This is a genomic window from Rhizobium sp. NLR22b (assembly GCF_019685295.1).
Lineage (GTDB): Bacteria > Pseudomonadota > Alphaproteobacteria > Rhizobiales > Rhizobiaceae > Rhizobium.
Genome location: NZ_JABDWM010000006.1, coordinates 17,373 through 40,196, shown reverse-complemented (window position 1 = coordinate 40,196; position 22,824 = coordinate 17,373). Strand labels below are relative to the sequence as shown.

Sequence of the window (22,824 nt, the reverse complement as noted above, 5' to 3'; positions counted from 1 at the left end):
CAACGCGGCAAAACCGAAAGCTGATAGACTGTGAGGTTAAGATGACGTGATGTGAGGAAGCGACATGCGCAATGATGCGAGCGGTGATTGGAAGCCTGGCATTTCGCCGGATAAAGTGCGCTTTCTCATTCTTAAGAGCCGGGAATTCGACGCGAAGGACGTGCTCACGGAGCCGGATCCCGGCTCCAATCCGACGGATGACAATATGATTGAAATCCTGGAAGAGCATCCGGATGACGTCGTCGAAAAGGAGCTGGAAAGCGCGATCTGGGCGCTCAACGAAGACGAGCAGATTGATCTTGTCGCTCTTGCCTGGCTCGGTCGCGGTGATGGCGACGCCAGCGAATGGGACGATCTGCGCCATCAGGCTGCCGAAGCGCATAACAATCGCACGGCTGCCTACCTTCTTGGCCTGCCGCTGCTGCCGGACTACCTCGAAGAGGCGCTCGACCAGTTCGGAGAGAGCTCGGCTGCCGCAATGGAAGGCAAATTGTAGAGGCACCAGTGCAACGGAAGGTACGTTGCAAAGCTTAGCCGTGCGCCGGCGAAGAGCCGCCGGTTCAAACCACACCAAAGATAGCGATAGTCAGGACCTCTTGAAGCTGTCAGCCTTTTTCTCAATCGCCTGTTCCAACTGCGCTTGCTCTTGGTCGATCATCCGACTTAGTTTTTCACGCTCTACAGGATCTCGCACCAGTTCGAGCATGTCCTGAAATCGCCTGATGTTCTGCTGGATGACATAAGGGTCCATGGTCTTAGACCTGTTCCGGACAGCGGGAACGCCCATTTTAGTCTCACGCCCGCCCAGATCAATAGCTCGTTTTAGCTATGGTCAGCTTCCATGATGTATGTTCGTTGTCACATCTATTTCCGCCGCTGGCGTTCAGTGGTGCGACCCCCTTGCATAGCTGGCAAATTCCACCATGTTGTCGACGTATTCGTCGTCATTGCCCGCCAGCAGCACCAGAGCGGAGCGCTTGACGATCCTGACTGAATGACGACCGGCGGGGGCGACGACGCCCTTGTTCGTCAGCTTCGTCATCGTCCGCGAAACCGTCTCGATGGTCAGGCCGAGATAATCCGCAATATCGAGCCGGGTCATCGGCAGCTCGATGATGGCATCGCACCGGCGGCGGTCAGCATCGCGAAGGAGTTCCTTCAATAGAAAGCTGCAAACGCGCTCCTCGGCATTCTTGCGGGAGAGGAGCACCATCTGATCCTGGGCGGCTGCCATCTCGTCGCAGAGATGGACAAAGACCTCAGGCCGCAGATCCGGTGATTTGTCGACCGCTGTCTCGAAAGCCCTGCGTGAGATGCGGCGGACCTTGATATCGGTGACCGCTTCGGCGCTGTAGAGATAGTGGCTCTTTAGCGATACGCCGATAATGTCGCCGTCATGCAGGAAACCGGTGATGACGCGGCGGCCATCGGAGATGATCTTGAAGATCCGCAGGCTGCCCTCGATAACCTCGAAGAGATGCGTGGCGGCATCCCCTTCGAAGAACAGCGATTGGCCCGCGGCGACGCGTTCGACGGGCTGTTTTTGGAAAAGTGCCTGAAGGCCGGTCGGCGCGGAGCCAGGAAAGGTCGCGCTCGTGACGCCTTCTGCATGGTGAAAATTGGCGACCTGCAGCATGTCCATCCCTCCGTGCTGTTGATGACGACAATTGACCAGCCGCCGGTGACACGCCGATGCCGCGCGTGTTAAAGATGGTGCGAATTTGTAACAGTTGGTAACAGGCAACGGCTTGTCGAGCAGAAGGGTCCGGCGGGGCCCGTTCGACGGCGGGATAATAAGGTCCATGCCTCCAGATCATCCCGTTTCGGCAACAGATGCATATTCGCAGCAGCCTCGGCCACAAATATAATGCGCCTTTCGCTGTCAGCGGCCTGCAAGCGAGCTTCCCGCAATTGGTACAATCACGCTGCCTTTCGAAGCCGGCTGGCATTGTGGAGCAGACCACCAGCAATCCTTTGCCAATCTGCGAAAATGTACAGTACGAACGGCGTACTTTCTCGCAATCTCAGTTGCGTAGTCATACAGCGCGCGGCAGATAGCATTCTGGTTTGCGCCTTCTTCAACAATAAGAACCGGCACGTCCAGCACCTCGTGATAAGGCCACTGTTGCGTGCGTTGGAGCAAACAAAAGCCTCTGATCATGCCAACTCTATCGACGGCGATGAGCATTTGGTTTGAGCCCCGATGGGTCATGCCCGCTGGATATTCGACGGTCAGCTGCTTGAGTTCCTGCCACACAGCCGGCGGCGGCATTGCGCCTCCCGCATCCAGAAACCGCTCGAGGTCCGGCCAATCGCACTCCTGAACCGGCGCTACAGTAAAGTCGTTCACACCGCTTGCCCTCCCGCTGCAATGAGGAGCAAAGATCTAACGAACTATAGATGTCGGACGGCTGGAGAACATTGCGACAGATCAAACGCTCCGGGCGGTGAGAATTGGCCTTGCCTGTCGAAGACTTGCTCGTGCGCGCTCGAAACTCCTGCGTTGGCAAACTGTCGCGGCGCGTCCTCTCTCCAACGAGATCAGATTCTAACGGAACGCGCCTGGTGCGTTGTTCCTGAAATCTGTGGCGAATTGAGCTATCGCAAGGTCTTGTGGCGAGCAGTGTGGCATTGTTTCAATACTCGGCTGGAGGCGACGACGATGAGCGTGACGATTAAGGAAATGAACACAGACGATTGCTTCGATATGCTTCGCCACGCGAAAACGGGAATATTGGCATGTAGCCATGAGAACAAACCCTATCTCGTGCCGATCTCCTTTGCCTGCGAGGAACGAAAGATCTACGCCTTCTCGCTCGAGGGAAAGAAAATCGACTGGATGCGCGCAAATCCCCAAGTTTGCGTGCTGGTCCACGAACATACATCCCGTGGCTCATGGCGTTCCGTGATTGCCTCCGGACGCTTCGAAGAATTTCCAGATAAGAATGGCTTTGCCAGTGAACGTCAGCACGCCTGGAGTGTTCTGCAGAAGGACAGCGGGTGGTGGGAGCCTGGCGCGCTCACCCCTGAAGATGGGACCGCCGCAAAGCCACGCGAGCCGATTTTCTTTGGAATTTGGGTTGAAGAGATTTCGGGCAGGCATGGTGTCGAGGCAATTTGAGATGAATCGGAAGGAGTGCCGTGAGAGCTTTGGCTCTTCCCAATAAGCCGATGTGGCGACCCTTTTTCGTTTCGGATGCCTGGCAAAATTGCTTCGCCTTTAGATCCGGATGGCTGTCATTGGATTTTGACGTGAGGACGCCTTATGTGACGGACTCGTCGCGTCCACGGTTTTGAGGCTGGGACATAGACTTGAACAGCCTCCTGAAGTGGCGTGAGAAAAACTGAAGGATAGCGGCGCTTCATAGACCGAAGGGATAAGTCTCATCCTCTCCGGCGGCCACCTCAGTCGGCAAGGGAGTTACTGCGCAGGTCTGATCGAACCACACGAACGCATCGTACTGGTCGGACAACGACGCGTAACTGTAGTGACTCCATCGCTCCGTCTCGGGCCGATAGATGACACCAATGTAGCGTTCAAGCCGCGGGGCAGCGATGACGCGGCGGAGATTGTCGTGCTCCTTTGCGCGAAAATCTACCAGGAAGCGGTCGGCGCCGACGTTGTGGAACAAGTCCTCGTAACTGCCTCGGCGAGACGATCGTATGGTCTTGATTTCCATCGGCCCATCCCATTCCGATGCCGCCGCGACGGTACCGGAATGTGTGCCAAAGCCGATCAGCGCTGCATCACGTCCATACGCCTGTCTGCACAACTGGCCGATGTTCAGCTCGCCGCGCTCCATACCCATTTCGGTGAATCGGGCGTCTCCGATGTGGGAATTGTGTGCCCAGATAACCGCTTTCGCTTTTGGACCTGTCCATGCGAGGATATTCTGCAGCGCGTTGAACATGTGCTGGTCGCGGTGGTTCCATGATTCATGGGCCCCGTAATACATGGCCCGATAGTAGCGTTCCGCGTCAGCCACAAGACGGGCATTCTGCATCGCGTCGAAGAACTCAGCGCCATCGTTCTTGGCGTATTGGAGCTCCTTCTGCAGCAGGTCGATGAGAATGCGTGTCACCGGCCGTTCGCACAGTGCATAACCTTCAGTCAGCGATGCGCGGCCATAGGCAGCCGGCTCCCGCGACCACGGCGACAGGCAGGCATACCGTTCACGCGCAATTTGCGCAGCCTTGGGATCCACGCGGTCTAGATAGGCGAGCACTGCGGCGATCGACGCCGTCATGTTGTAAAGATCCAGGCCATAGAAACCGACCTTTTCACCTTGGAGTTTCGTGGCGTTGTGATCGCGCAGGAAACTGATGAAGGCGTCGACATCCTTGTTGCGCCACATCCAGGTGGGGAATCGCGCGAACGGTGTTGAGTGCATTGGCCGATGCGGGCTTTGCCGAACATAGCGGTCGATTGCGGCGGCATCGGGCCAGTCAGCCTCCACAGCGACAATCGTGAAGCCGTGCCGCTCGATCAGACGGCGCGTGATAGCGGCGCGAGCCCGATAAAATTCCGAAGTACCGTGGGAGGCTTCGCCAAGCAACACGACCCTTGCTTGAGCGAACCGGTCAAAGACGGCTGCGAAATTCGCGTCCTCCAGCGAAGGCAGTGGCTCGGCCGCAGTCCGCAACACGGCCACTGCCGATGTCTGTGAGATTGACTGAGGTATCGCGGAGGCTGGCTGGTTGGGCGTCAACAGGTAATGCTCGAACCAGGCACTTGCCAAGTCGGTCACCGCTTCAAGCGCACCAGGTTCTTCGAACAGATGCGTGGCTCCAGGAACGATTTTGAGCAGCTTCTCACATGCGAGTGCATTTAGTGCCTTGTGGTTCAGGGTAAGAACCTCCCGATCATCGCCGCCGACAATGAGCAGGGTCGGTGCTTCGACCTCGGCCAGACGCGGCCCGGCGAGATCAGGGCGCCCGCCGCGCGAGACTACCGCTGCCACGCGGCCTTGAAGTTCGGCAGCTGCCAACATTGCCGCCCCGGCGCCGGTGCTCGCACCGAACAGCCCCAACGGTAGATCGGCAATGTCCGGCTCAGCCTGAATCCAGATCGCAGCCTCGAGCAAACGCTCGGCAAGCAATGGAATATCGAAGACATTTCGGCGGTCTGTCGCCTCATCTGCCGTCAGCAGATCAAGAAGAAGCGTCGCGAAACCCTTGTCATTCAGCCGGTCAGCGACAGCAATGTTGCGAGGACTGAGGCGGCTCGACCCACTACCATGGGCGAATAATATGATGCCCCGTGGATCCGGTGGCACGCTCAAATCGCCCACCAGACTGTGCGGCGGGACCACGATACGGCGCCTGGAACGATCTTGGCCGGTGGTACTACCCTCGGCCCATCCTTGTCTCAGCAGCCCGATTGTCTCTTCATCGGTGAGTTGGTGGAAATCGCTGTAGAATGCGCCCACTCCCTGAAAACCTCGCGCCGGATGAAGACAGACGATAATGTCCGCATATGGACGCATTTCCGCCAGCGTTGCTTCTGGCGCCACGGGAACAGCAAGTACAACTTTTGCGGCACCCTGTTTTTTGATTGCGATGAGCGCGGCTTTGGCTGTTGCCCCCGTGGCAAGACCATCATCGACGACGATTGCGGTTCGTCCCGCCGGCTCCAACCGTGCGTGACTACCGAGGTATAAGGCGCGCCGACGTTCGAGCTCGACAAGTTCCCGTTGCCGCGCACGCTCAAGGTAAGTATCGTCGGCACCCGTCGCCATTCGTACGTCTTCATTGATGACGGTTTCGGCCCCTGAGCCTTCGACGACAGCACCGAGCGCCACTTCGGGCGTCCCCGGTGCGCCAATCTTTCGGACCAGAAGGAGATCGAGCGGCGCTTGCAAAGCACGCGAGATTTCCAGCGCGACTGGTACGCCACCGCGCGGCAAGGCATAGACGACAGGTTGCTCGAGAGATAGCGCAACGAGCTTGGTCGCTAGCTGACGCCCTGCATCGAACCTGTCTCGAAATTGGAAGTGCCATCGAACCATACAGATAGAATGTGTGCCTATTGATCTGCCACGCATTGATCAACATCAAATCTTCGCGGGGAATAGATGGACCTCAGGGCGCCGAGCGATTACGGCGGCTGGAAGGAGGGTCAAAGCGGGTGCATGCTCCCGTGATCCCAACGATGACGATATTCCTGGTTATCGAGGAGGTTCCAGTTCTCTGGCCTGAGCGTCCAGACCCTCAAATAATTGCAGTTCGCGTCAATCGCCTTCTTCCTCACATTGGAAAAGAGCTTTGCGGCGATCTCCTGCTCGCGAAACGGGCTCACCACGATGAAAATCGCAACATCGAACAGACGCCCGGCAAGTGGGTGGTTCTCGATTCGAGCGTGGCAGAGTCCGCGGACGTGATCATCGATATCGGCCGCGACGATGAAGTTGCAGCGTTCCGAACCGCTAGTGACCTGACGCCAGGAGGCGAGCGTCAGACGTGGCATTGCCGCCTGGGCGACGACATACGCACGCTCTATCTGAGTTTCCTGCAACTGGCCGATCTTCAGTTCGGATGTCATATGAAACCATTCACGCCAAGCGACGGATTGCCGCCTCGCCGTTCTGACGGAGCAGCGCTTCTTGTTGCGCTGGCAACAGCGCGTCGCCTTCTCAGATGACCTGCATGCAATCGCTGATGCAGTCACGCCGGGGACAGCAAAACCTCCCCGGCACGAATTTTGATGTGAAGCCTTAATGCGATCATCCGATCGCTATCTGATCATTCAACGTCTTGATTCCCGGAGCCGACCAGGCTGCCCGTTCGGCCGCTCTCCGCTCCGACCAAGTATGGACCTTGCCTTTGAGAGTTACGCTGCCGCCGGACACTTCGACCCGAATTCCCTGCGATTCCAGCTCGGCATCACGCTTGAACGCATCCTCGATGCGCTTCTTCACGTCAGCAGCGCTGACACGAGGACTGATCTCGATCAAATTCGACAGGCCGACGACGCCCACGAGGTTGCGAACGGCATCGGACGCAGCATTTTTCTGATATTGCCATTCGGCCTTGCCGGTGAGCGTGATCCAGCCCTTTTGGACCTTGACCTGGATTGCGCCCTTCGGGACGGAAACGTTCCAGTCGAGCATGTTGGCGGCGCGGCGGGCGATATCATCGTCGGAAGCCTCGTAGTTTCCGAAGATCCTGACGTCGATCTCTTGGGCAATGCCTCGCACGCCTTTGATCCGCTTTACCACTCGCTCGGCGGTCTCCTTTTCTGAGTAGGAGCCGACGTGACCGGTGAGAGTGACGATGCCCTCTTCGACGGATATTCCGATGTTGGCGGCATCGATACTGGGTTCGAAGTCAAGCTCGTCGATGATGTTCTGTCTGAGAGTAATATCGTCCATGATTTGCTCCTTTCTGCTTTCAGGACTTTTTCCGGCAACGGCCGAAGGCGCTTTCAGACGGGAAGCCCCATGCGTTCGTTTGCCGATTTCGCGCGCAACCCCTCCTTCTGCTGAAGCAAGGCGCTGCGCAGTTGGTCAAGTTGTGCGCGCGATCTCTGAATTGGGCTTTGGTCGTTGTAGACCGCCGCCGGCAGGGTCACCCGTGGACCCTTCGAAATGCGGTGGCCTGCCCCGTCCAGGCTCATCAGACCGACGAGGCCGATGGAAGAAACGAAAATCGCTGCTGGCATCCGCATTTTCTTCTCCTTCAGAAATGAAAGGTGGTAACCGGCCCGACATATTCCGTCACGAAGCCGAAAGAACGGGCTTTCCTGATCAGTGCGTTGGCGCCAATGAGGTTGGTCTTGATGATCTGATCCTCTTTTGGATCGCCTTGGCCGAAATTCGCGCGCATCCAATGGGCTGCTCGGGGCGTGAGCGGGCTGATCGTCCAGTGGCTGGCCTCTTCACGCTTAACCCTGAAATCTGGCAGTTGCTGCTCATTCGAAGCAATTAAGACGGACATCCAATTTCTCCCCTATCGGCGCAACGATACGTTCGACATGAAGCCCGCGATACTCGGAGGTCTTCCGAGGCGCGAGCGATATACATGAGATGAGCTCCTTCTTCTTTCGTTCACCATAGGCGAAATGTTCCGGCGCTCTTTGATTCGAATCAAAGACGTCGAATGAAGTTGTTGCACGCGGGGGAAACAGGAGTGGCTCGCTTCGGACAGCCGCCTCCCAGTCGAGACGTCGACGGCGGTGGTCTGCGAAGGATTGAGCGGTTCAATGCATTTATGCAATTTCTGATCAAGGCATCGCCTACCGCGGGAGCTCAGGAGATGACCCGACGGATCTCGATCGGCATTGAAGGGTCAATTGCTCGAACTTCGATGAAGAGGAATTGCGCCAAACTCTGGTCACTGAGGCTGATTTTTTCGACCTTGACCAACGTCAATGTCCGAAAACCTATCATCGGCTAAAGGATCGGAAAAACGGATGGTCGAGGTAGATCATGAAACGGGATGTTGTCGCTATCGGAGCCTCTGCGGGTGGAATTGAAGCCGTTTCGAAGTTACTGAGTTATTTACCGGCAGAACTCCCAGCCGCTGTCTTGGTCGTCATCCATCGACCAATTGAGCCGCCGAGTTACCTGCCTGAGGTTCTCGCACGACTATGCGCGCTTCCAGTGCGCTTCGCACGCGAAGGCGAGCAACTCGAACACGGCACCTGTCTGTTGAGCCCGCCTGGCCGGCACCTGAGCGTGTCGAAGGATTGCCGAGTACATTTGTTGGCCGATGGCTTCTATCGAGCCCACAACGTCGACGCCCTTTTCATGTCTCTTGCCGCCGCAATTGCCCCGCGTACGATCGGCGTGATCCTTTCGGGCGCCCTGAAAGATGGAACGCTAGGCCTGAAGTTCCTGAAAGAAGCTGGCGGCATCGCTTTGGTGCAAGATCCGGCGGAAGCCTCCTTTCCGGACATGCCGGAGAATGCGGCGATGCACGACGGGGAGATCGATCTGATCGGTCCCATCGAAACCCTTGCTGAATTCATCTGCGAGCAGGTCGGGCTTCAACCTCTATCCCTGGGCGCGCCCCCCGCAGGATGATCATGCTCAAGGTTTGACCGATCGGCGTGGACTAGTGATGTATTCGGCTTTCCCAATGCGGGCGCAGTCCGAGTGTCCGGAGTGCAAGGGGTCTCCGGCCATATTCGTCACGTCTGCTTCGGGAGGCCGTGGTTCAGAAACGGAGAAACGTCCACATGCGGATGCCCGGCTGGCGTGTCGCCAAAGCATGGATGCTGCCATTGGTAACATTGGCTCTGGTCGGCGGTGGATTGGCCAGATTTGTGGGGCAAGAGAGCCTTGCGACGCAATTTTGGACGACGGGCACAGCAGTCGTCTTTGCGGTGCTCGTCATCGATATCGGCATTGGTCTGCACAGGAAGGATTTCGGCCTGGATCTCATCGCGGCGCTGGCGATGGGCGGGGCCATCCTGTTTGGAGAGTATCTGGCAGGGATTGTCGTGGCACTCATGTTTACTGGCGGGCAGTTCCTGGAGAACTTCGCGCAAAACAGGGCAAGCCGGGAGATGACAGCACTGCTGAGCCGGGTGCCAACGCGCGCGGCCCGGTATCAAGACAGCCGCATCGAGGATGTTGCGGTGTCGGCCATCGCGCCTGGCGATCTCGTTCTGGTCCGCCGCGGCGAAGTTGTTCCCGTCGATGGCATTGTCGCGGGCAACCTTGCCGTCCTAGATGAATCCGCACTGACGGGCGAGGCGCTGCCTATCCGACGGCAATCTGGACAGGCGGTGATGAGCGGCTCCACGAATGCCGGCGATGCGTTCGACCTGAAGGCGACGAGCGCGGCTGCCGACAGCACCTATGCCGGCGTCATCCGGCTGGTCGAGGCAGCACAGCGGACGAAAGCGCCGATCGTGCGATTGGCGGCCAAATTCGGTTTGGCCTTCCTGGCCCTCACCTTGTCGATTGCCGCTTCGGCCTGGGCACTGACCGGCGAGGCAACCCGGGCTCTTGCCGTCATCGTGGTGGCGACGCCCTGTCCGCTGATACTCGCCGTACCCGTCGCCATCGTGTCCGGCATCTCGCGCTGCGCAAAGAAGGGCGTCCTGGTGAAAGACGGAGGCGCCCTTGAAGCCCTTGCTGCCGCGAGGACGGTGCTTCTCGACAAGACGGGAACGGTTACCGATGGTCGGGCCCGCCTGATTGAGATCAAGGCACGCGGCGACCTCGATCCGCTCGACCTCTTGAGGGTGGCGGCATCGCTGGATCAGAGCTCGCCTCATGTCGTGGCCCAGGCCCTCGTGGCCGCCGCCCGTGAACGGGGGCTGCGGCTTGATGTACCCAGCGGCGTCCGGGAAACGGCAGGCTCAGGATTGACGGGCCGCGTCGCCGGGCGAGAGGTCGTGGTCGGCGGCTGGGCTTTCGCGAGCACAGGCATTGAGGACTCGGACTTTCGCCGCGAGATCGAGGCATGGATACGGCGCGACGGAACGGTCGCAGTCGTTGTGACAATAGACGGCGCCCTGGCCGGGGCGATGCTTCTGGCAGACCAGATTCGTCCCGAAGCGGGTTACGTATTGCGGCATCTGCGCGAGACCGGCATTGCGCGCATCGTTCTCGTTACCGGCGATCGCGCCGATCTCGCTGCAGGTGTTGGCGCATTCCTCGGAGTGGATGACGTCATCAGCGAAATGAAGCCCGAGGACAAGACGAATGCGGTCGACAAGGAGCGGGTGAGAGGCCGTCCCGTGCTGATGATCGGCGATGGGGTCAATGATGCGCCCGCGCTTGCCGCCGCCGATGTCGGCATAGCAATGGGAGCGCGCGGTGCCGCTGCTTCGTCCGAAGCGGCGGATGTCGTGATCCTGGTCGATCGTCTGGACAGGCTGGTCGGTGCCCTCCATATCGCACGCCGCTCGCGCGCGATCGCGCTACAGAGCGTTTATGCCGGCATGGCCCTTTCGGTCGCAGGCATGATTGCTGCCGCCCTCGGTTATCTGACGCCGGTCGAAGGAGCGCTTTTTCAGGAGGCGATCGATGTCGCCGTCATCCTGAATGCCCTGCGCGCCCTGGGGCCACCTGTCTCCTTCGCCATGGCCTCGCCGCGGTTGAGCAACGAAGACCTGCAGAGACTGGAGGCCGAGCATAAGGCATTGGCTGACGTGGTCGACGATATTGGCATGACGGCAGATCGAATTGCACGCCTGCCACAGGAAGAGGCAATAGACGAGCTCCAAAGGCTGGATCGCGGGCTGCGCGACCGTCTCCTTCCCCACGAGAAGAGGGACGAACAGGTTTACGCGCGGCTTCGCCAAAAAAACGCCAAGCCTGACATTCTGGCCGGAATGAGCCGGACGCACATGGAAATTCAGCGGCAAATTCACAACCTCACCGTCATGCGCAAGGCGTTCGACGGCAAGGCGCCGACAGAGGCGCAGCTTCATGAGGTCCAGCGGCTGCTGCACGGGCTGGAGGCGATCACACGTCTTCATTTTGCGCAGGAGGAGGAGATCTATCGCTCGCTGGAGGTCGAGTGAGGGGTCCCAGCCAGCACGGGCTACTGCGGTGTCGAACCCATCAGCGGCGCATTTCGCTGATCGTGCTCGATCATAGCTTTGATCGCTGGGATGCTGAAGACGGCCGCAACCATCAGAATGAGAACGATCAACAGGAGGTGATCGATGATAAGCCATCGCAGCCATCGTCCCGCGGAGAAGTGGTTCACGGCCTTGCTCCAATCGTAGCTGGTGAGCCAGTGAGAACGATTGTCTTCACGGCAACAGTCTAGAGGGCGCCATCGAAGAGGCATTGCGCAGGATCAAATTGCCGCCGCGCCGATTTCCTGGCGGCCGCTTTTGACGCCGGTCAATTTCATCACCGCGGATCTATGTCATTGATATCGTGCCAGCCTGTCAGGCGAGGTCATGACAACTTGGGGATAGGGCAATGCCGCACAAACAAGTTCTCTTTCATGCAGAGGCCAGGAGTAAGGTTCTTCAGGGGGCAACCAGACTGGCAGACGCCGTTCGCATCACCCTCGGCCCGCGTTCCAAGTCGGTTCTGATCGAGAAAAAGTGGGCTGCTCCCATCGTTTGCAATGACGGGGTGACGATCGCCAAGGAATTCGATCTGAAGGATCCCGAGGAAAATCTCGGCGCCCGCATGTTGCGCGCCGCTGCCGAGAAGACAGGAGATGTGGTTGGAGACGGAACAAGCACATCCACCGTGCTTGCGCACGCGATCTTGGCGGATGGTCACCGCAATGTCGTGGCGGGCGCGAGCGCCATCGACCTCAAGCGTGGCCTCGACCGCGCCGTCAACCGCACCATCAAGGCATTGCGGGATCTTTCCAGGCCGGTGACCACTGACAAGGAAAAACAGCAGGTTGCGGCGATCTCCGCACACAATGACGAAACCATCGGCCAGCTGGTCGCCGAAGCCATGACGCAAGTCGGCAAGGAAGGTGTCATCACTGTCGAGGAATCGAAGACGATGGAAACCCGGCTGGATGTCGTGGAAGGCACGCAATTCGACCGCGGCTATATCTCGCCCTATTTTGCGACGGATCCGGAAAAGATGGAATCCGTTCTCGAGGATGCTCGGATCTTGATCTTCGACAGGAAGATCTCTGCGCTTGGCGACTTGGTCGGCCTGCTCGAAGAAATCGCCAAGTCGGGCAGGCCGCTCCTCGTCATCGCCGAGGACGTGGAAAGCGAGGCGCTTGCCACTTTGATCGTCAACCAGATCCGCGGCACCTTCCGCAACTGCGCCGTCAAAGCGCCCGGCTTCGGTGACCGCCGCAAGGCAATGCTGCAGGATCTGGCGATCCTCACCGGCGCTCAGCTCATTTCGGAAGACCTCGGATTCAAGCTCGATAAGACGACGCTGGAGCAGCTCGGCACGGCGACGCGCGTTGTCGTGGATAAGGACACCACCACGATCATCGGGGGCGGCGGCTCGCAGCAGGCGATCAGGGCAAGGGGCGAGCAGATCCGCAAGGAGATTGAGACGACCACCAGCGACTATGACAAGGAGAAGCTGCAGGAACGGCTGGCGAAGCTTTCCGGTGGGGTGGCCGTCATTCGCGTTGGTGCTCCTGCGGAAGCGGAGGTGAAGGCCAAGAAGGAAGCTCTCGACGACGCGATCAATGCCACCAAGGCGGCGGTTGAGGAGGGTATCGTTCCCGGCGGCGGGCTCGCGCTCTTGCGCTGCATCGCGGCTGTGGCCGAGGAAGAACAGCTCTGCGATGGGGATGAGCGGACGGGCGTACAGATCCTGAAGCGTGCTCTGGAAGTCCCGGCGCGGCAGATTGCCGAGAACTCGGCTGTCGATGGCGGTGTCGTTGTTGCCAGGATGCTCGAAAGTCAGGGCGCGATCGGCTTCGACGCAGCGCGGAACCGCTATGTCGATCTCCTGCAGGAAGGCATTATCGATCCGACCAAGGTCGTGCGCGTCGCATTGGAAAACGCGGTCTCCGTCGCCAGCATATTGCTGCTGACGGAGGCGACGATGACGGAGATTCCCGAACCCGCCCGTCAGCCGACTGCGCCGCCGATGGAGATGTAGAGCCGGTCGACGCCGGCCGGACTTTGCGTGAAATCCTTTCGTGGCAATCAGGAAAGCGCCAGGGCGGCGCCGCGCAGGGCAACGTTCGAAGCGGTCACGATGTGGACCGGCACAGTCGACGCGAAGCCTGCTGGGCCGCCTGCAGCCATGAACGAGGCGGCGAATGTTCCCTCCGTCAGAACGTTCCGCAGATCGTTCGGCAGGCTGCCGGCCAGATAAAGTCCTCCCTCTGCGCCGTAAGCAGCAGCCAGGTCGCCGGCCAAGCGCCCGAGCCAAGTGGCAAAACGTTGGAGCGTTTCCCTCGCATGGGGGTCCGGCTCTTCGAGCGACGCGGCTTCGATGATCTCCGATACGCCGCAAGCTGATGCACTGAGACCGGCATGCTGCCGCAGCGCATCGTAAACACCGGCAAGCCCGGTTGAAGTCAGAACATTCCTTAGCACCATTCTGCCCGGTCCGCGTCGTATGCTATTGAGGACGAGGAGCTCATCCCCGTCTTCGGCACCGAACGAAATGTCGCCGGCTCGGCCCAATACGGCTTTCCAACCCGGGCCAACCGGAACGGCGGCAGCGACCTCCACGTCCCTTTCCACCAGCAGGATGGCTTTCGGTCCGACCCGCGGGGGCATTGCTTCGCCGATCCGCAGAAGGTCGTGCTGCGTCAGCAGCGGCACGGATCGACAGACTGCTTCGATGTCGCGCATAAGGCTGACTGTGGGAATGGAAAACGCGTCGTGCAGCTGTTTGGCGGTAAAACTCCAGGGATGATGAAGGAGGCGAGCCTGGCCTCCGGCGACATCGCCGGCCACGGCGAGGCTCATCCTCGCCGGCCGGTCCTGCAGCGACGTGAGATAAGCATCGATCGCCAGTTCGATCGAGTCGAATTCGGCGGTTCGAAAGTTGACATAGTGGTCCATCGCCAGTTCATCGATATCGGCCACCGCAAAGCGCAAGTGGGTCGGGCCGATCTCCCCGACAACGGCGTGACGATCTGAAAGGGTCGGCATATTGGGTCTCCACATTCTTAAACTTTTCCCAGTCTGCGCCAGCTGCTGCGCCCTGGCCTTGATTTTCATCAAGGTCGAAGGAGGCGAGCCCGTCTACTCTCGGCGCAGTTCAAGGGGGCAGGCCGGGAGCGTGTCATGGGCGGCAGGATGGAACAGGTGATCTGGTTTGAGCATCTCCGGCGCGGCGACATCGCCCGAGTGGGCGGCAAAAATGCCTCGCTGGGGGAAATGATCCAGGATCTCGCGCCGAAAGGAATTGCCGTACCCGCGGGTTTCGCCACCACCGCCGATGCCTACTGGCATTATGTCGACGCCAATGGTATTCGGGGCGAGATCGCCGCACGCATCGCCGACTGGCAGCAGGGCAAAGCGAGCTTGGCTGAAACCGGTTCGGCCATACGCAAGCTTTTCCTGCGCGGCGACTGGCCAGAGGACCTGGCGAACACCATCCGAACCGCTTACGCAGAGCTTTCGAAGCGCATCGGAAGCGAAGATGTCGCCGTTGCTGTTCGCTCCAGCGCCACGGCCGAAGATCTGCCGGATGCGAGCTTTGCCGGGCAGCAGGAAAGTTTCTTGAATATTCGCGGTGAGCGTTCGCTTCTCGATGCCTGCCGGCGCTGCTACGCTTCCCTATTCACCGACAGGGCGATCTCCTATCGCCAGACGAAGGGCTTTGAGCATCTGAAAGTCGCACTCTCGATCGGCATCCAGCAGATGGTCCGGTCGGATCTCGGCGGCTCCGGCGTCATGTTCTCCATCGACACGGAAACCGGCTTCGACAAAATCGTGCTGATCAATGCCGCCTGGGGGCTCGGTGAGAATGTCGTCCAGGGCGCCGTCGACCCGGATGAATACCAAGTGTTCAAGCCGTTTCTTGCAAAGGGCTCTCTCCGCCCCATCATCGCCCGCAAGTGCGGCGCAAAGGCAAAGAAGATGATCTATGGATCGGCCGAAGAGCCTACCCTCAACGTTCCGACCTCGAAAGCCGAACGGGCAAGCTATGTGCTTGACGATGAAGCGGTGCTCAAGCTCGCCCGCTGGGCGTCGCTCATCGAGCAGCACTACGGCTGTCCGATGGACATGGAATGGGCCCGTAACGGCGAGGCCGGAGAACTCTTCATCGTGCAGGCGCGGCCGGAAACAGTTCAGTCGAGGCACAGGACAGGGGTCTTCAGGAGCTACAGCATCAAACAGAAAGGCAGGAAGCTTGTCGAAGGTCTGGCGATCGGTGACGCCATCGTCTCGGGCCGAGTCTGCCTCATTGAAACGGCCAAGGATATCGATCAATTCATCGACGGTTCGGTATTGGTAACTGCGACGACCGACCCGGACTGGATGCCGATCATGAAACGGGCGGCGGCGATCGTTACCGATCACGGGGGCCGCACTTCTCATGCCGCAATTGTCAGCCGCGAGCTTGGCCTGCCGGCGGTGGTGGGGACCGGCAACGCGACGCTGCTGCTGCATACGGGCGAGGAGGTGACTGTGTCCTGCGCGGAGGGGGACCAAGGGTTCGTCTATGACGGGGCTGCCGAATACGAGTCCGAAACGTTCGATGCCCACGACCTGTCGGCGACGCAGACCGAAGTGATGCTGAATCTTGCAAATCCGGGTACGGCCTTCCGCTGGTGGCGGCTGCCCGCTGATGGCGTCGGCCTTGCCCGGATGGAGTTCGTCATCAGCAACGCCATCCGCATCCATCCGATGGCGCTTGTCCACTTCGACAGCCTGAAGGACGAGGCTGCCCGGAACGAGATCGCGGCGCTGACGCAGGGTTATGACGACAAGTCGGAATATTTCGTCGACAATCTCGCGCGTGGCCTTGCCCGTATCGCCGCTGTGGTCCACCCCAATCCCGCCATCGTCCGGCTGAGCGATTTCAAGACGAATGAATATGCCGGGCTTCTGGGCGGGGCTGAGTTCGAGCCCAAGGAAGAAAATCCGATGCTCGGCTTCCGCGGTGCCTCCCGCTACTATTCACCTCGCTACCGTGAGGGTTTTGCGCTGGAATGCCGCGCCATTCGCAAGCTGCGCAACGAGATGGGTTTTGCCAATGTCGTCGTCATGGTTCCCTTCTGCCGGTCGGTCGAAGAAGCTGAGAAGGTGCTGCAGGTCATGGCGGAAAGCGGCTTGAAGCGCGGCGAGGACGGACTGAAGATCTATGTCATGTGCGAGATACCCTCAAACGTCATTCTTGCTAAGGATTTCGCCCGCTATTTCGATGGCTTCTCCATCGGCTCAAACGATCTCACGCAACTGACGCTCGGCGTCGATCGAGACGCGGGCGATCTCGCCGATCTATTTGACGAGCAGGATCCGGCGGTAAAGTGGATGATTTCGAGAGTGATCACCGAAGCCAGAAAGGCCGGCGTCAAGATCGGCATTTGCGGCCAGGCGCCGAGCGACTACCCCGACTTTGCCGCCTACCTCGTCGAATGCGGGATCGACAGCATTTCCGTCACGCCGGACAGCTTCGTGGCTGTAAAACAGAAAGTGGCGGAGGCTGAGCGGTGCAGGGAGCAGACCGTTCGGGGGTGATTGCAGACGAGACCGGAATGAAGCCCCTGCGTCTATATCTTGCTGTGCCGTGCCTCTCGAGCGCGATTATTCGGCGGGGAGCGCCGCGCGCCATACAGATAAGACGCTGGATTAACCGACGCAATCAGTGTGCCGCCGGTGCAAGCTGCTTGAAGCAGCGGATGACATCTTCGTCTGACAGCTGAGGAAAGTGGAAGTAGAAATCACCGACCGCGCGGAAGGACAGCCCGGCCTCAAGGCAAACCACCTCTTCGACCTCGTCCTCGAGATCGGCGACCACCTTTGCCGGCGCAACGGGAACGGCAATGATGATGCGTTCGACCCCGCATTGTCTGATTGCCATCGCCGCTGCCTTCATCGTGGCACCGGTAGCGATGCCATCGTCCGCCAGGATGACGGTCCTGCCTTCGATGTCGATATCGGGCAAAATGCCCTTGAACACGGATCTGCGGCGCGCGATTTCTTTCAACTCCATATCCGTGGCGGATTGAAAGACGGCGTCCGAGATGTCGGTTTGGCGTATGATGTCGTCGTTCTTGAAGATACAGGGATGCGGTCCGTCGACGACCGCGCCCATAGCAACTTCAGACATTGCGGGCACTCCAATTTTCCTCACGAACACCATCGTCATTGGCGCGTCCAGAGCGCTGGCGATCTCGTAAGCAATTGGAATGCCTCCGCGCGGAAGGCCTACGACGACGACGTCTCGCCCACGATACCGGAGCAGGGCTGCAGCAAGTGCCCGACCAGCATCCTTTCTATCCTTGAACATCGTAAATCTCCTTTCGGCGCGCTTCTGAGCGCACATCGTTCTTTGGATCAATGGCCTCGGCCTACAGTGCGACTTGTTCCTGCAATACTGATCCCGATGCCTGCGCTAGTGACCGAGGAAAAGCGGCCGACTGCACGTCTCAATCATCGATCGCGTCACGCCGCCGAAAATGCGTTCGCGCAATCGGGAGTGGCTATATGCGCCCATGACAATCAGATCGGCCCCCATTTCCGCGGCGCGTTGCTTGAGGATGTCCTGGACGGGCCTTCCTCTGCTCATGACGGTTTCCGCCGTGACAGGCACGCCTTGTCGTGCAAGATAGGCAGCGATATCGGCACCCGGATCTTCGCCGCCGGGCGATGCCTTTGCCAAAGGATCGACCAGAACAAGACGCACTTCGCCGGCGCGCTGGAGAATTGGAAGGGCCTGCTGAACCGCGCGGGCCGCTTCTCTCCGGGAGTTCCAGGCGATCAGAACGGTGCGAGGGGTGAACTCGGCGGGCTGATCCGTCGGGTTCAAAAGCAGAGGGGCGGGCGCCTGAAACAAGGCTCCGCCGATGATCCGCGGGCAGAGATCGCGATCGCGGGCAGCCCGCCGGCCGACAAGAGTCAGATCGACATACAGCGCTCTTTCGGCGATCGCCTCGTCCGCCCAGGCGCCCTCCGTGTAGAGGTCCTGAACATCAAACGAAAGCCCCGAAGAGGCAAGCTGCTCTTCCACATGCCTCGTCTGCTCCGCAAGCTTCGCGATGTCGCCTCCGCGTTCCTCCAGCCAGACGGCTGAAATCTCCTCGGCAGATGCGCCAAAGGGCGGTGGCGCTGCCATGGCCGCCACTACAACCGACAAGTGCGCGCCAATCGTCTGACCACTGACGATGGCGTCCTTGATGTCGTCTTGAAAGTCGTTGACGCCAAGCACGACCAGTATCGTTTTGTAAGGCAATCTTATGCCTCCTTCTTTGGGCTGCACGCCGCAAGTCTAGTCCGCCTGCTTGCGGGCGCTTTGACTCACGTCAAGACGTGGAAGCCTTCATCCATGATCCGCCCCCTGCGAGGCAGAAACAGGCCCGTCACCTGCAGGGCTTTCACAATGGAGATGAATGCTGATCACATTTTGACCCGCATCAATGAGAAACGGCCTTAAGAGATGTCTTCTTGAAGCGCTCCAGCCGAGATGATGGTCGCTACCGCGTTTGGTCGGACGAAAGCGACTACGACATCCCTGGCGTTGATCGCACCCCATGAAAGAAAGGGGGATGAAATGAGCCAAGTTGTCTCGCGGACGGCAGAGGCATTGCTAGCCGGCGCAGGATGCCCGGATGTCCTTCGCGGTGGTGTGGACTTTCGCCTTGAGCGAACGAGCAATGATGACTGGCAGATAACGGCCGTGTCACCCCGCGCCCACGCCTGGATGCGTGACGAATTATGCGGCCCCTTCGCTCAATGCTTCAATGACGTCGTCCGAGCAGATGCTCTCAGCGCGAACTCTTTCGTGAAAGAGGCGCACGAAAGGGGATTGCGAACTGAATTCATTGGCCGCAGCGGCAAGGATCTATTTTAGCCTTTGGGGCACTAAACCGGCCGCTTAGGCAATCATTTGAAAGATCCTAGGACCGCCACCGCACGCCAGGATTTGCCACCTCGGCGAGAGCACCGACGGCGCATAGCCACAGGGCAACAGACCGAGAGAGCGGAGTTCTCCGGCGGAGAGGAGAAGAACATGATATCGGAGTTACTTAGATACACCTTACAGGTCGCGCTGATCTCGTTCATGCTTGGCAGCCTGGCAGATGTCGGCCTTAAACTTGATGTCAGGGATGCCTCGACTGCACTGCATGACAAGGAATTCGTCGTCCCCAGCGTATTGTCAGGCTTCGTTCTGGGGCCAATCCTTGCCATTGTCATCGCAAGATTGCTCGCCTTGCCGGAACCTTACGCCATCGGTTTGCTGCTGCTGGGCTTGGCGCCGTGTGCGCCATTCATGCCAATGCTGTCTGACGTTGCGAAAGGAGACGCCGCCTATACGGCGGCGTTCATCCTGATTGCTGCTCTTGGTACAATCCTCTTGATGCCGATCGCACTTCCCGTTGTTGCCCCAGGCCTCCACGCGGGTGTAGGTGTGATCGCACGGCCGCTCCTGCTTCTCATTCTCGCACCTTTCGGCATTGGAATAGCAGTGCGTCAACTGTCGAACAGGTGGGCGGATAGGTGCGACCCGATTATTAGGAAACTGGTCGCCTTCAGCACTATCGTATTGCTTTCCGTCGCGTTCCTGCAGAATTGGGACCACATTCTCAGCGCCATAGGAACCTGGGCGATAGCAGCACAGTTTATCTACTACTGCGCGCTGGCTCTGGGCTCCTACGCCGTTTCGTTCAGGCTTCCTCGCGAGAAGCGAGGCGTAGTCACACTTGGGGTCTGTACCAGGAACGTCGGGGCGGCACTCGCCCCATTGTCAGCAGTTGCCAATGCCGATCCGCGATCCAGCACGATGTGCATCCTGGCAGCCTTCATCACTCTGGCGGTCGGATTTGCCGTAGCGAAAATATTGGCTCGACTGGCGCCGAGGCCCGATTTGGCGATCAATACTGGCTAACTCCGCTTGTCCGCTCGGCAGCCCCTCCGAGTCCCTGCGAGTCTGGTGTGCGTGCCAGCGCCAAATCTTCAGGAAAGACGTATGTCCTCTCGAGCATCCGGTCGATGAGGTCCAGTTCAGCGAGCAGCGCCGGGCGCCGGTCCTGAGGCAAAATTTGCAGGGCATATTCGATCAGGGCTCGCAGACGGCGGGCGATCTGAAAGTTTTCCGCGCCGTATAAGCGTATCTCGCTGAAGGTCAGCTGCACGAAATCCTCCCAATTCGGCGTCCTGCAGATAAACCGCAGTTTGCCGGATTTTCCGCGGATCTCATCGCCGAGAAGATGCCTTCCTCCCACGAAGCAAAGAAGGCGTTGAAGCTGATCGATCGCGAGAACGGCCGTTGTGGGATCGTTGATGGCCTTTGAAAGAGCTTTGATTCCGATATCGACGATGATCCTGAAGGCAAATGTCGCATCCTGTTCGAGCGTGCGTTCCGGCCCGAAAGCGACCAAGGCTGTCACTACGCTATCCGGGGGCAGACCCTCGCCGTACAGGCGGAAAAGAATTTCGCCCGCACCAACGAAATCGCCGACTTTTGGCACCAGCTCGATGATCGAGTCCGTCCTCTCGGCCAGCGCGACGAGCGCCGTCATATTGACCGCGACCACGACCGCGGAATTGGCCCGATGGTAAACAATTCTATCGGGCGAACTCGTGAACGAGGTCACTCCACGATGGGAGCAGTCACTTTCGGCAGGTGCGGGATAGACTTCCTCAATGACGGCATGACCGCTTTCGCCGACTCTCAAGATGATGCTGACAGGACGCAGCAGGCGGGCCGCGTAGTCTATCAGATACAGGAAGGCCGCAATGGAAAGAAAGCCAAGCAGTCCCGCGATCGCAGAGACACCATGAGGAACGGTCGCATCGAGTCTGGAAAGGGCGCCGGTTGCAAACAGTAATGTAAAAATGAAAAGGCCCACGGTGAATCGGATGGCATTGTCGCGCAAAAGAGTCGTCGCGATGATCCGGGGCGTCAACTGGCCGCCGGCAACTTGAATTGCCACCAGCAGCGATCCGAACGTGAACACCACGAACGTCAAAGTCATTGTAATGATTGTCTCAAGCATCCTTTGCGTGCCCGCCACTTCCCAAGGCCAGAAGTCGATCCAAGGGGTCCAGTTTTCAAAAGCATAGACCAATCGGATGGCGGCGACGTAAAGGAGCAGGGCCACGAAGGGAACGATCCACAAAGAGGATCTGATGTAACTCCTGAAGCTATACCAGCGGTTCCAACGCATCGACTTATCTCACTCCTGAAAATTCTGAGGGCGAAATTTTGCCTTTCAACCATGGTTTATCGCCCGGAAAGATCATTGATGCCGATCAAGACACGGCGTCTATTTTGATCTCGCTTAATGTCCGGCCTGCGGAATGTGCGTAGATTTCGGACGATCCCGTCGCACCTCCAATTGCGAGGGCATACGAGGAAGGGATCACAACAGCAGCGAGCGGAACAAGCTGGCAGGTGGGAAGCCAAGACGATGTACAAGAAAGGGAAATACATCTGCGTCCCCGCACCCTTCGGTCTCTACAGCTGGTCGAAGCGGGCAGCGGGTCACCGGTGGAGGCGGGTGTGACATCGGTTTTTCTGACGCGGAACGAAGCCCGCGGAAGCGCCGCCCGCGCGGCGCGCTCGGCTCACTCTGCCGCCGCTTTCCAGCATGCCTGCAAGACATCCGGCAGACGCGCTCAGCGCAGGTTCCGTTGTGTCGTAAGCGCATGAAGAAGTCTTGATCGAACCGCCGAGGCCTTCTCCGGGCATTGACGCCGATCAAATCGCCAATCCAGCACCCGAGTATGATGAACCGCGCGAAAGAAAGGATATCGCGATGAATCAGAATATCATCTCATACAACGCGCGAGTGCTCGTCATGGACGCGAGAAAAGCCCTGCTTCTGCGCAATGTTGGGACAGCGTCCGACCTATCTCTCGAAGTCGAGCAGGTATTCGAGGCGCCGCACAATGCACCGACCCGTCAACAGGGAACAGATCGTCCCGGCCGGACCGCGAGCGGCAGCCATCGCAGCAGCCTCGGACAGACTGATTTCCATCAGCTTGAAGAAGAGCGGTTCTCTTCCATGGTCGCGGAAAAGTTGGAAATGATCTGCGCCGGCGACAACATTCAGAAGCTTTTTCTCGTGGCTCCCCCGAAGGCCCTTGCCGACTTGCGGCGTGTCATTTCGGAGGGTGTGAGGAAGCGGATCGTGGCCGAATACGACAAGGACCTCGTCAACCTTCCGGTCGACGAAATCGAAAAACATCTGACGTCGTGAACAACGAATTTATCATGGATGGCACGGCAGCGGCCAGGTCGACTCTCCGGTAGCTGATGACTGGCCGGGCAACGGCATCGGCAAAAG

General features: G+C 59.0%; 21 protein-coding genes. 8 read left to right on the top strand and 13 right to left on the bottom strand.

What is annotated here, in order from left to right:
- Positions 1-64: 64 nt before the first annotated feature.
- The gene (locus HJC00_RS11535; protein WP_210631976.1) at positions 65-496 is read left to right on the top strand and encodes a DUF3775 domain-containing protein; all 432 of its coding nucleotides are present in this window, start codon (positions 65-67) and stop codon (positions 494-496) included.
- Between the two features lie 90 nt (positions 497-586).
- On the opposite strand, the gene HJC00_RS11530 is transcribed toward HJC00_RS11535, so the two are convergent.
- The 3 genes from HJC00_RS11530 to HJC00_RS11520 form a co-directional block, all read right to left on the bottom strand.
- Complete coding sequence (locus HJC00_RS11530) at positions 587-751, bottom strand: hypothetical protein (protein WP_221164046.1); 165 nt, start codon at positions 749-751, stop codon at positions 587-589.
- Positions 752-883: 132 nt separating this feature from the next.
- Positions 884-1,636 carry a helix-turn-helix domain-containing protein gene (locus HJC00_RS11525; RefSeq protein ID WP_221164045.1) on the bottom strand — a complete coding sequence of 251 codons (753 nt, stop codon included), beginning with the start codon at positions 1,634-1,636 and terminating at the stop codon, positions 884-886.
- Between the two features lie 246 nt (positions 1,637-1,882).
- Positions 1,883-2,350, bottom strand: a complete 468-nt coding sequence (locus HJC00_RS11520) for a hypothetical protein (RefSeq protein ID WP_221164044.1) — start codon at positions 2,348-2,350, stop codon at positions 1,883-1,885.
- Between the two features lie 312 nt (positions 2,351-2,662).
- Here HJC00_RS11520 and HJC00_RS11515 point away from each other — a divergent pair, with 312 nt between their 5' ends.
- On the top strand, positions 2,663-3,121 hold the full coding sequence (locus tag HJC00_RS11515; protein ID WP_210631972.1) for a pyridoxamine 5'-phosphate oxidase family protein: 459 nt from the start codon (positions 2,663-2,665) through the stop codon (positions 3,119-3,121).
- A 241-nt stretch (positions 3,122-3,362) separates the two neighbouring features.
- Here the strand turns inward: HJC00_RS11515 and HJC00_RS33005 are convergent, their stop codons facing one another.
- The 5 genes from HJC00_RS33005 to HJC00_RS11490 form a co-directional block, all read right to left on the bottom strand.
- Positions 3,363-6,044, bottom strand: a complete 2,682-nt coding sequence (locus HJC00_RS33005; RefSeq protein WP_311044171.1) for an erythromycin esterase family protein — start codon at positions 6,042-6,044, stop codon at positions 3,363-3,365.
- Between the two features lie 74 nt (positions 6,045-6,118).
- Positions 6,119-6,541: a hypothetical protein gene (locus HJC00_RS11505; RefSeq protein WP_221155137.1), complete on the bottom strand. Its 423-nt coding sequence runs from the start codon at positions 6,539-6,541 to the stop codon at positions 6,119-6,121.
- A gap of 181 nt (positions 6,542-6,722) precedes the next feature.
- A complete protein-coding gene (locus HJC00_RS11500) occupies positions 6,723-7,370 on the bottom strand; it encodes a BON domain-containing protein (protein ID WP_210631969.1) in 648 nt (215 codons plus the stop codon).
- 53 nt (positions 7,371-7,423) lie between these two features.
- Positions 7,424-7,666: a hypothetical protein gene (locus HJC00_RS11495; protein ID WP_221164043.1), complete on the bottom strand. Its 243-nt coding sequence runs from the start codon at positions 7,664-7,666 to the stop codon at positions 7,424-7,426.
- Between the two features lie 11 nt (positions 7,667-7,677).
- The gene (locus HJC00_RS11490) at positions 7,678-7,935 is read right to left on the bottom strand and encodes a hypothetical protein (protein ID WP_210631967.1); all 258 of its coding nucleotides are present in this window, start codon (positions 7,933-7,935) and stop codon (positions 7,678-7,680) included.
- Positions 7,936-8,426: 491 nt separating this feature from the next.
- On the opposite strand from HJC00_RS11490, the gene HJC00_RS11485 reads away from it, so the two are divergent.
- Positions 8,427-9,023, top strand: coding sequence for a chemotaxis protein CheB (locus HJC00_RS11485; protein ID WP_221164042.1), 597 nt, complete (start codon positions 8,427-8,429; stop codon positions 9,021-9,023).
- Between the two features lie 155 nt (positions 9,024-9,178).
- On the top strand, positions 9,179-11,479 hold the full coding sequence (locus tag HJC00_RS11480) for a heavy metal translocating P-type ATPase (protein ID WP_221155123.1): 2,301 nt from the start codon (positions 9,179-9,181) through the stop codon (positions 11,477-11,479).
- A gap of 20 nt (positions 11,480-11,499) precedes the next feature.
- Here HJC00_RS11480 and HJC00_RS11475 read toward each other — a convergent pair whose 3' ends face one another.
- The gene (locus HJC00_RS11475; RefSeq protein WP_221155122.1) at positions 11,500-11,667 is read right to left on the bottom strand and encodes a hypothetical protein; all 168 of its coding nucleotides are present in this window, start codon (positions 11,665-11,667) and stop codon (positions 11,500-11,502) included.
- 221 nt (positions 11,668-11,888) lie between these two features.
- On the opposite strand from HJC00_RS11475, the gene groL reads away from it, so the two are divergent.
- On the top strand, positions 11,889-13,508 hold the full coding sequence (groL, locus tag HJC00_RS11470) for a chaperonin GroEL (RefSeq protein WP_210631964.1): 1,620 nt from the start codon (positions 11,889-11,891) through the stop codon (positions 13,506-13,508).
- A 47-nt stretch (positions 13,509-13,555) separates the two neighbouring features.
- Here groL and HJC00_RS11465 read toward each other — a convergent pair whose 3' ends face one another.
- Entirely contained in the window at positions 13,556-14,515 is a 960-nt protein-coding gene (locus HJC00_RS11465) for a glucokinase (RefSeq protein ID WP_221147012.1), read from the bottom strand.
- Between the two features lie 135 nt (positions 14,516-14,650).
- Here HJC00_RS11465 and ppsA point away from each other — a divergent pair, with 135 nt between their 5' ends.
- The gene (ppsA, locus tag HJC00_RS11460; protein WP_221164041.1) at positions 14,651-17,053 is read left to right on the top strand and encodes a phosphoenolpyruvate synthase; all 2,403 of its coding nucleotides are present in this window, start codon (positions 14,651-14,653) and stop codon (positions 17,051-17,053) included.
- Positions 17,054-17,177: 124 nt separating this feature from the next.
- Here the strand turns inward: ppsA and HJC00_RS11455 are convergent, their stop codons facing one another.
- A complete protein-coding gene (locus HJC00_RS11455) occupies positions 17,178-17,825 on the bottom strand; it encodes a phosphoribosyltransferase (protein WP_210631962.1) in 648 nt (215 codons plus the stop codon).
- Positions 17,826-17,930: 105 nt separating this feature from the next.
- Positions 17,931-18,767: a universal stress protein gene (locus HJC00_RS11450; protein WP_221147010.1), complete on the bottom strand. Its 837-nt coding sequence runs from the start codon at positions 18,765-18,767 to the stop codon at positions 17,931-17,933.
- Positions 18,768-19,544: 777 nt separating this feature from the next.
- Here HJC00_RS11450 and HJC00_RS11445 point away from each other — a divergent pair.
- The gene (locus HJC00_RS11445) at positions 19,545-20,420 is read left to right on the top strand and encodes a bile acid:sodium symporter family protein (protein ID WP_221147009.1); all 876 of its coding nucleotides are present in this window, start codon (positions 19,545-19,547) and stop codon (positions 20,418-20,420) included.
- On the opposite strand, the gene HJC00_RS11440 is transcribed toward HJC00_RS11445, so the two are convergent.
- The gene (locus tag HJC00_RS11440) at positions 20,407-21,702 is read right to left on the bottom strand and encodes a DUF2254 domain-containing protein (protein ID WP_210631959.1); all 1,296 of its coding nucleotides are present in this window, start codon (positions 21,700-21,702) and stop codon (positions 20,407-20,409) included. The genes HJC00_RS11445 and HJC00_RS11440 overlap by 14 nt on opposite strands.
- 492 nt (positions 21,703-22,194) lie before the next feature.
- Here HJC00_RS11440 and HJC00_RS11435 point away from each other — a divergent pair, with 492 nt between their 5' ends.
- On the top strand, positions 22,195-22,737 hold the full coding sequence (locus HJC00_RS11435; RefSeq protein ID WP_247241769.1) for a host attachment protein: 543 nt from the start codon (positions 22,195-22,197) through the stop codon (positions 22,735-22,737).
- Positions 22,738-22,824: the final 87 nt, after the last annotated feature.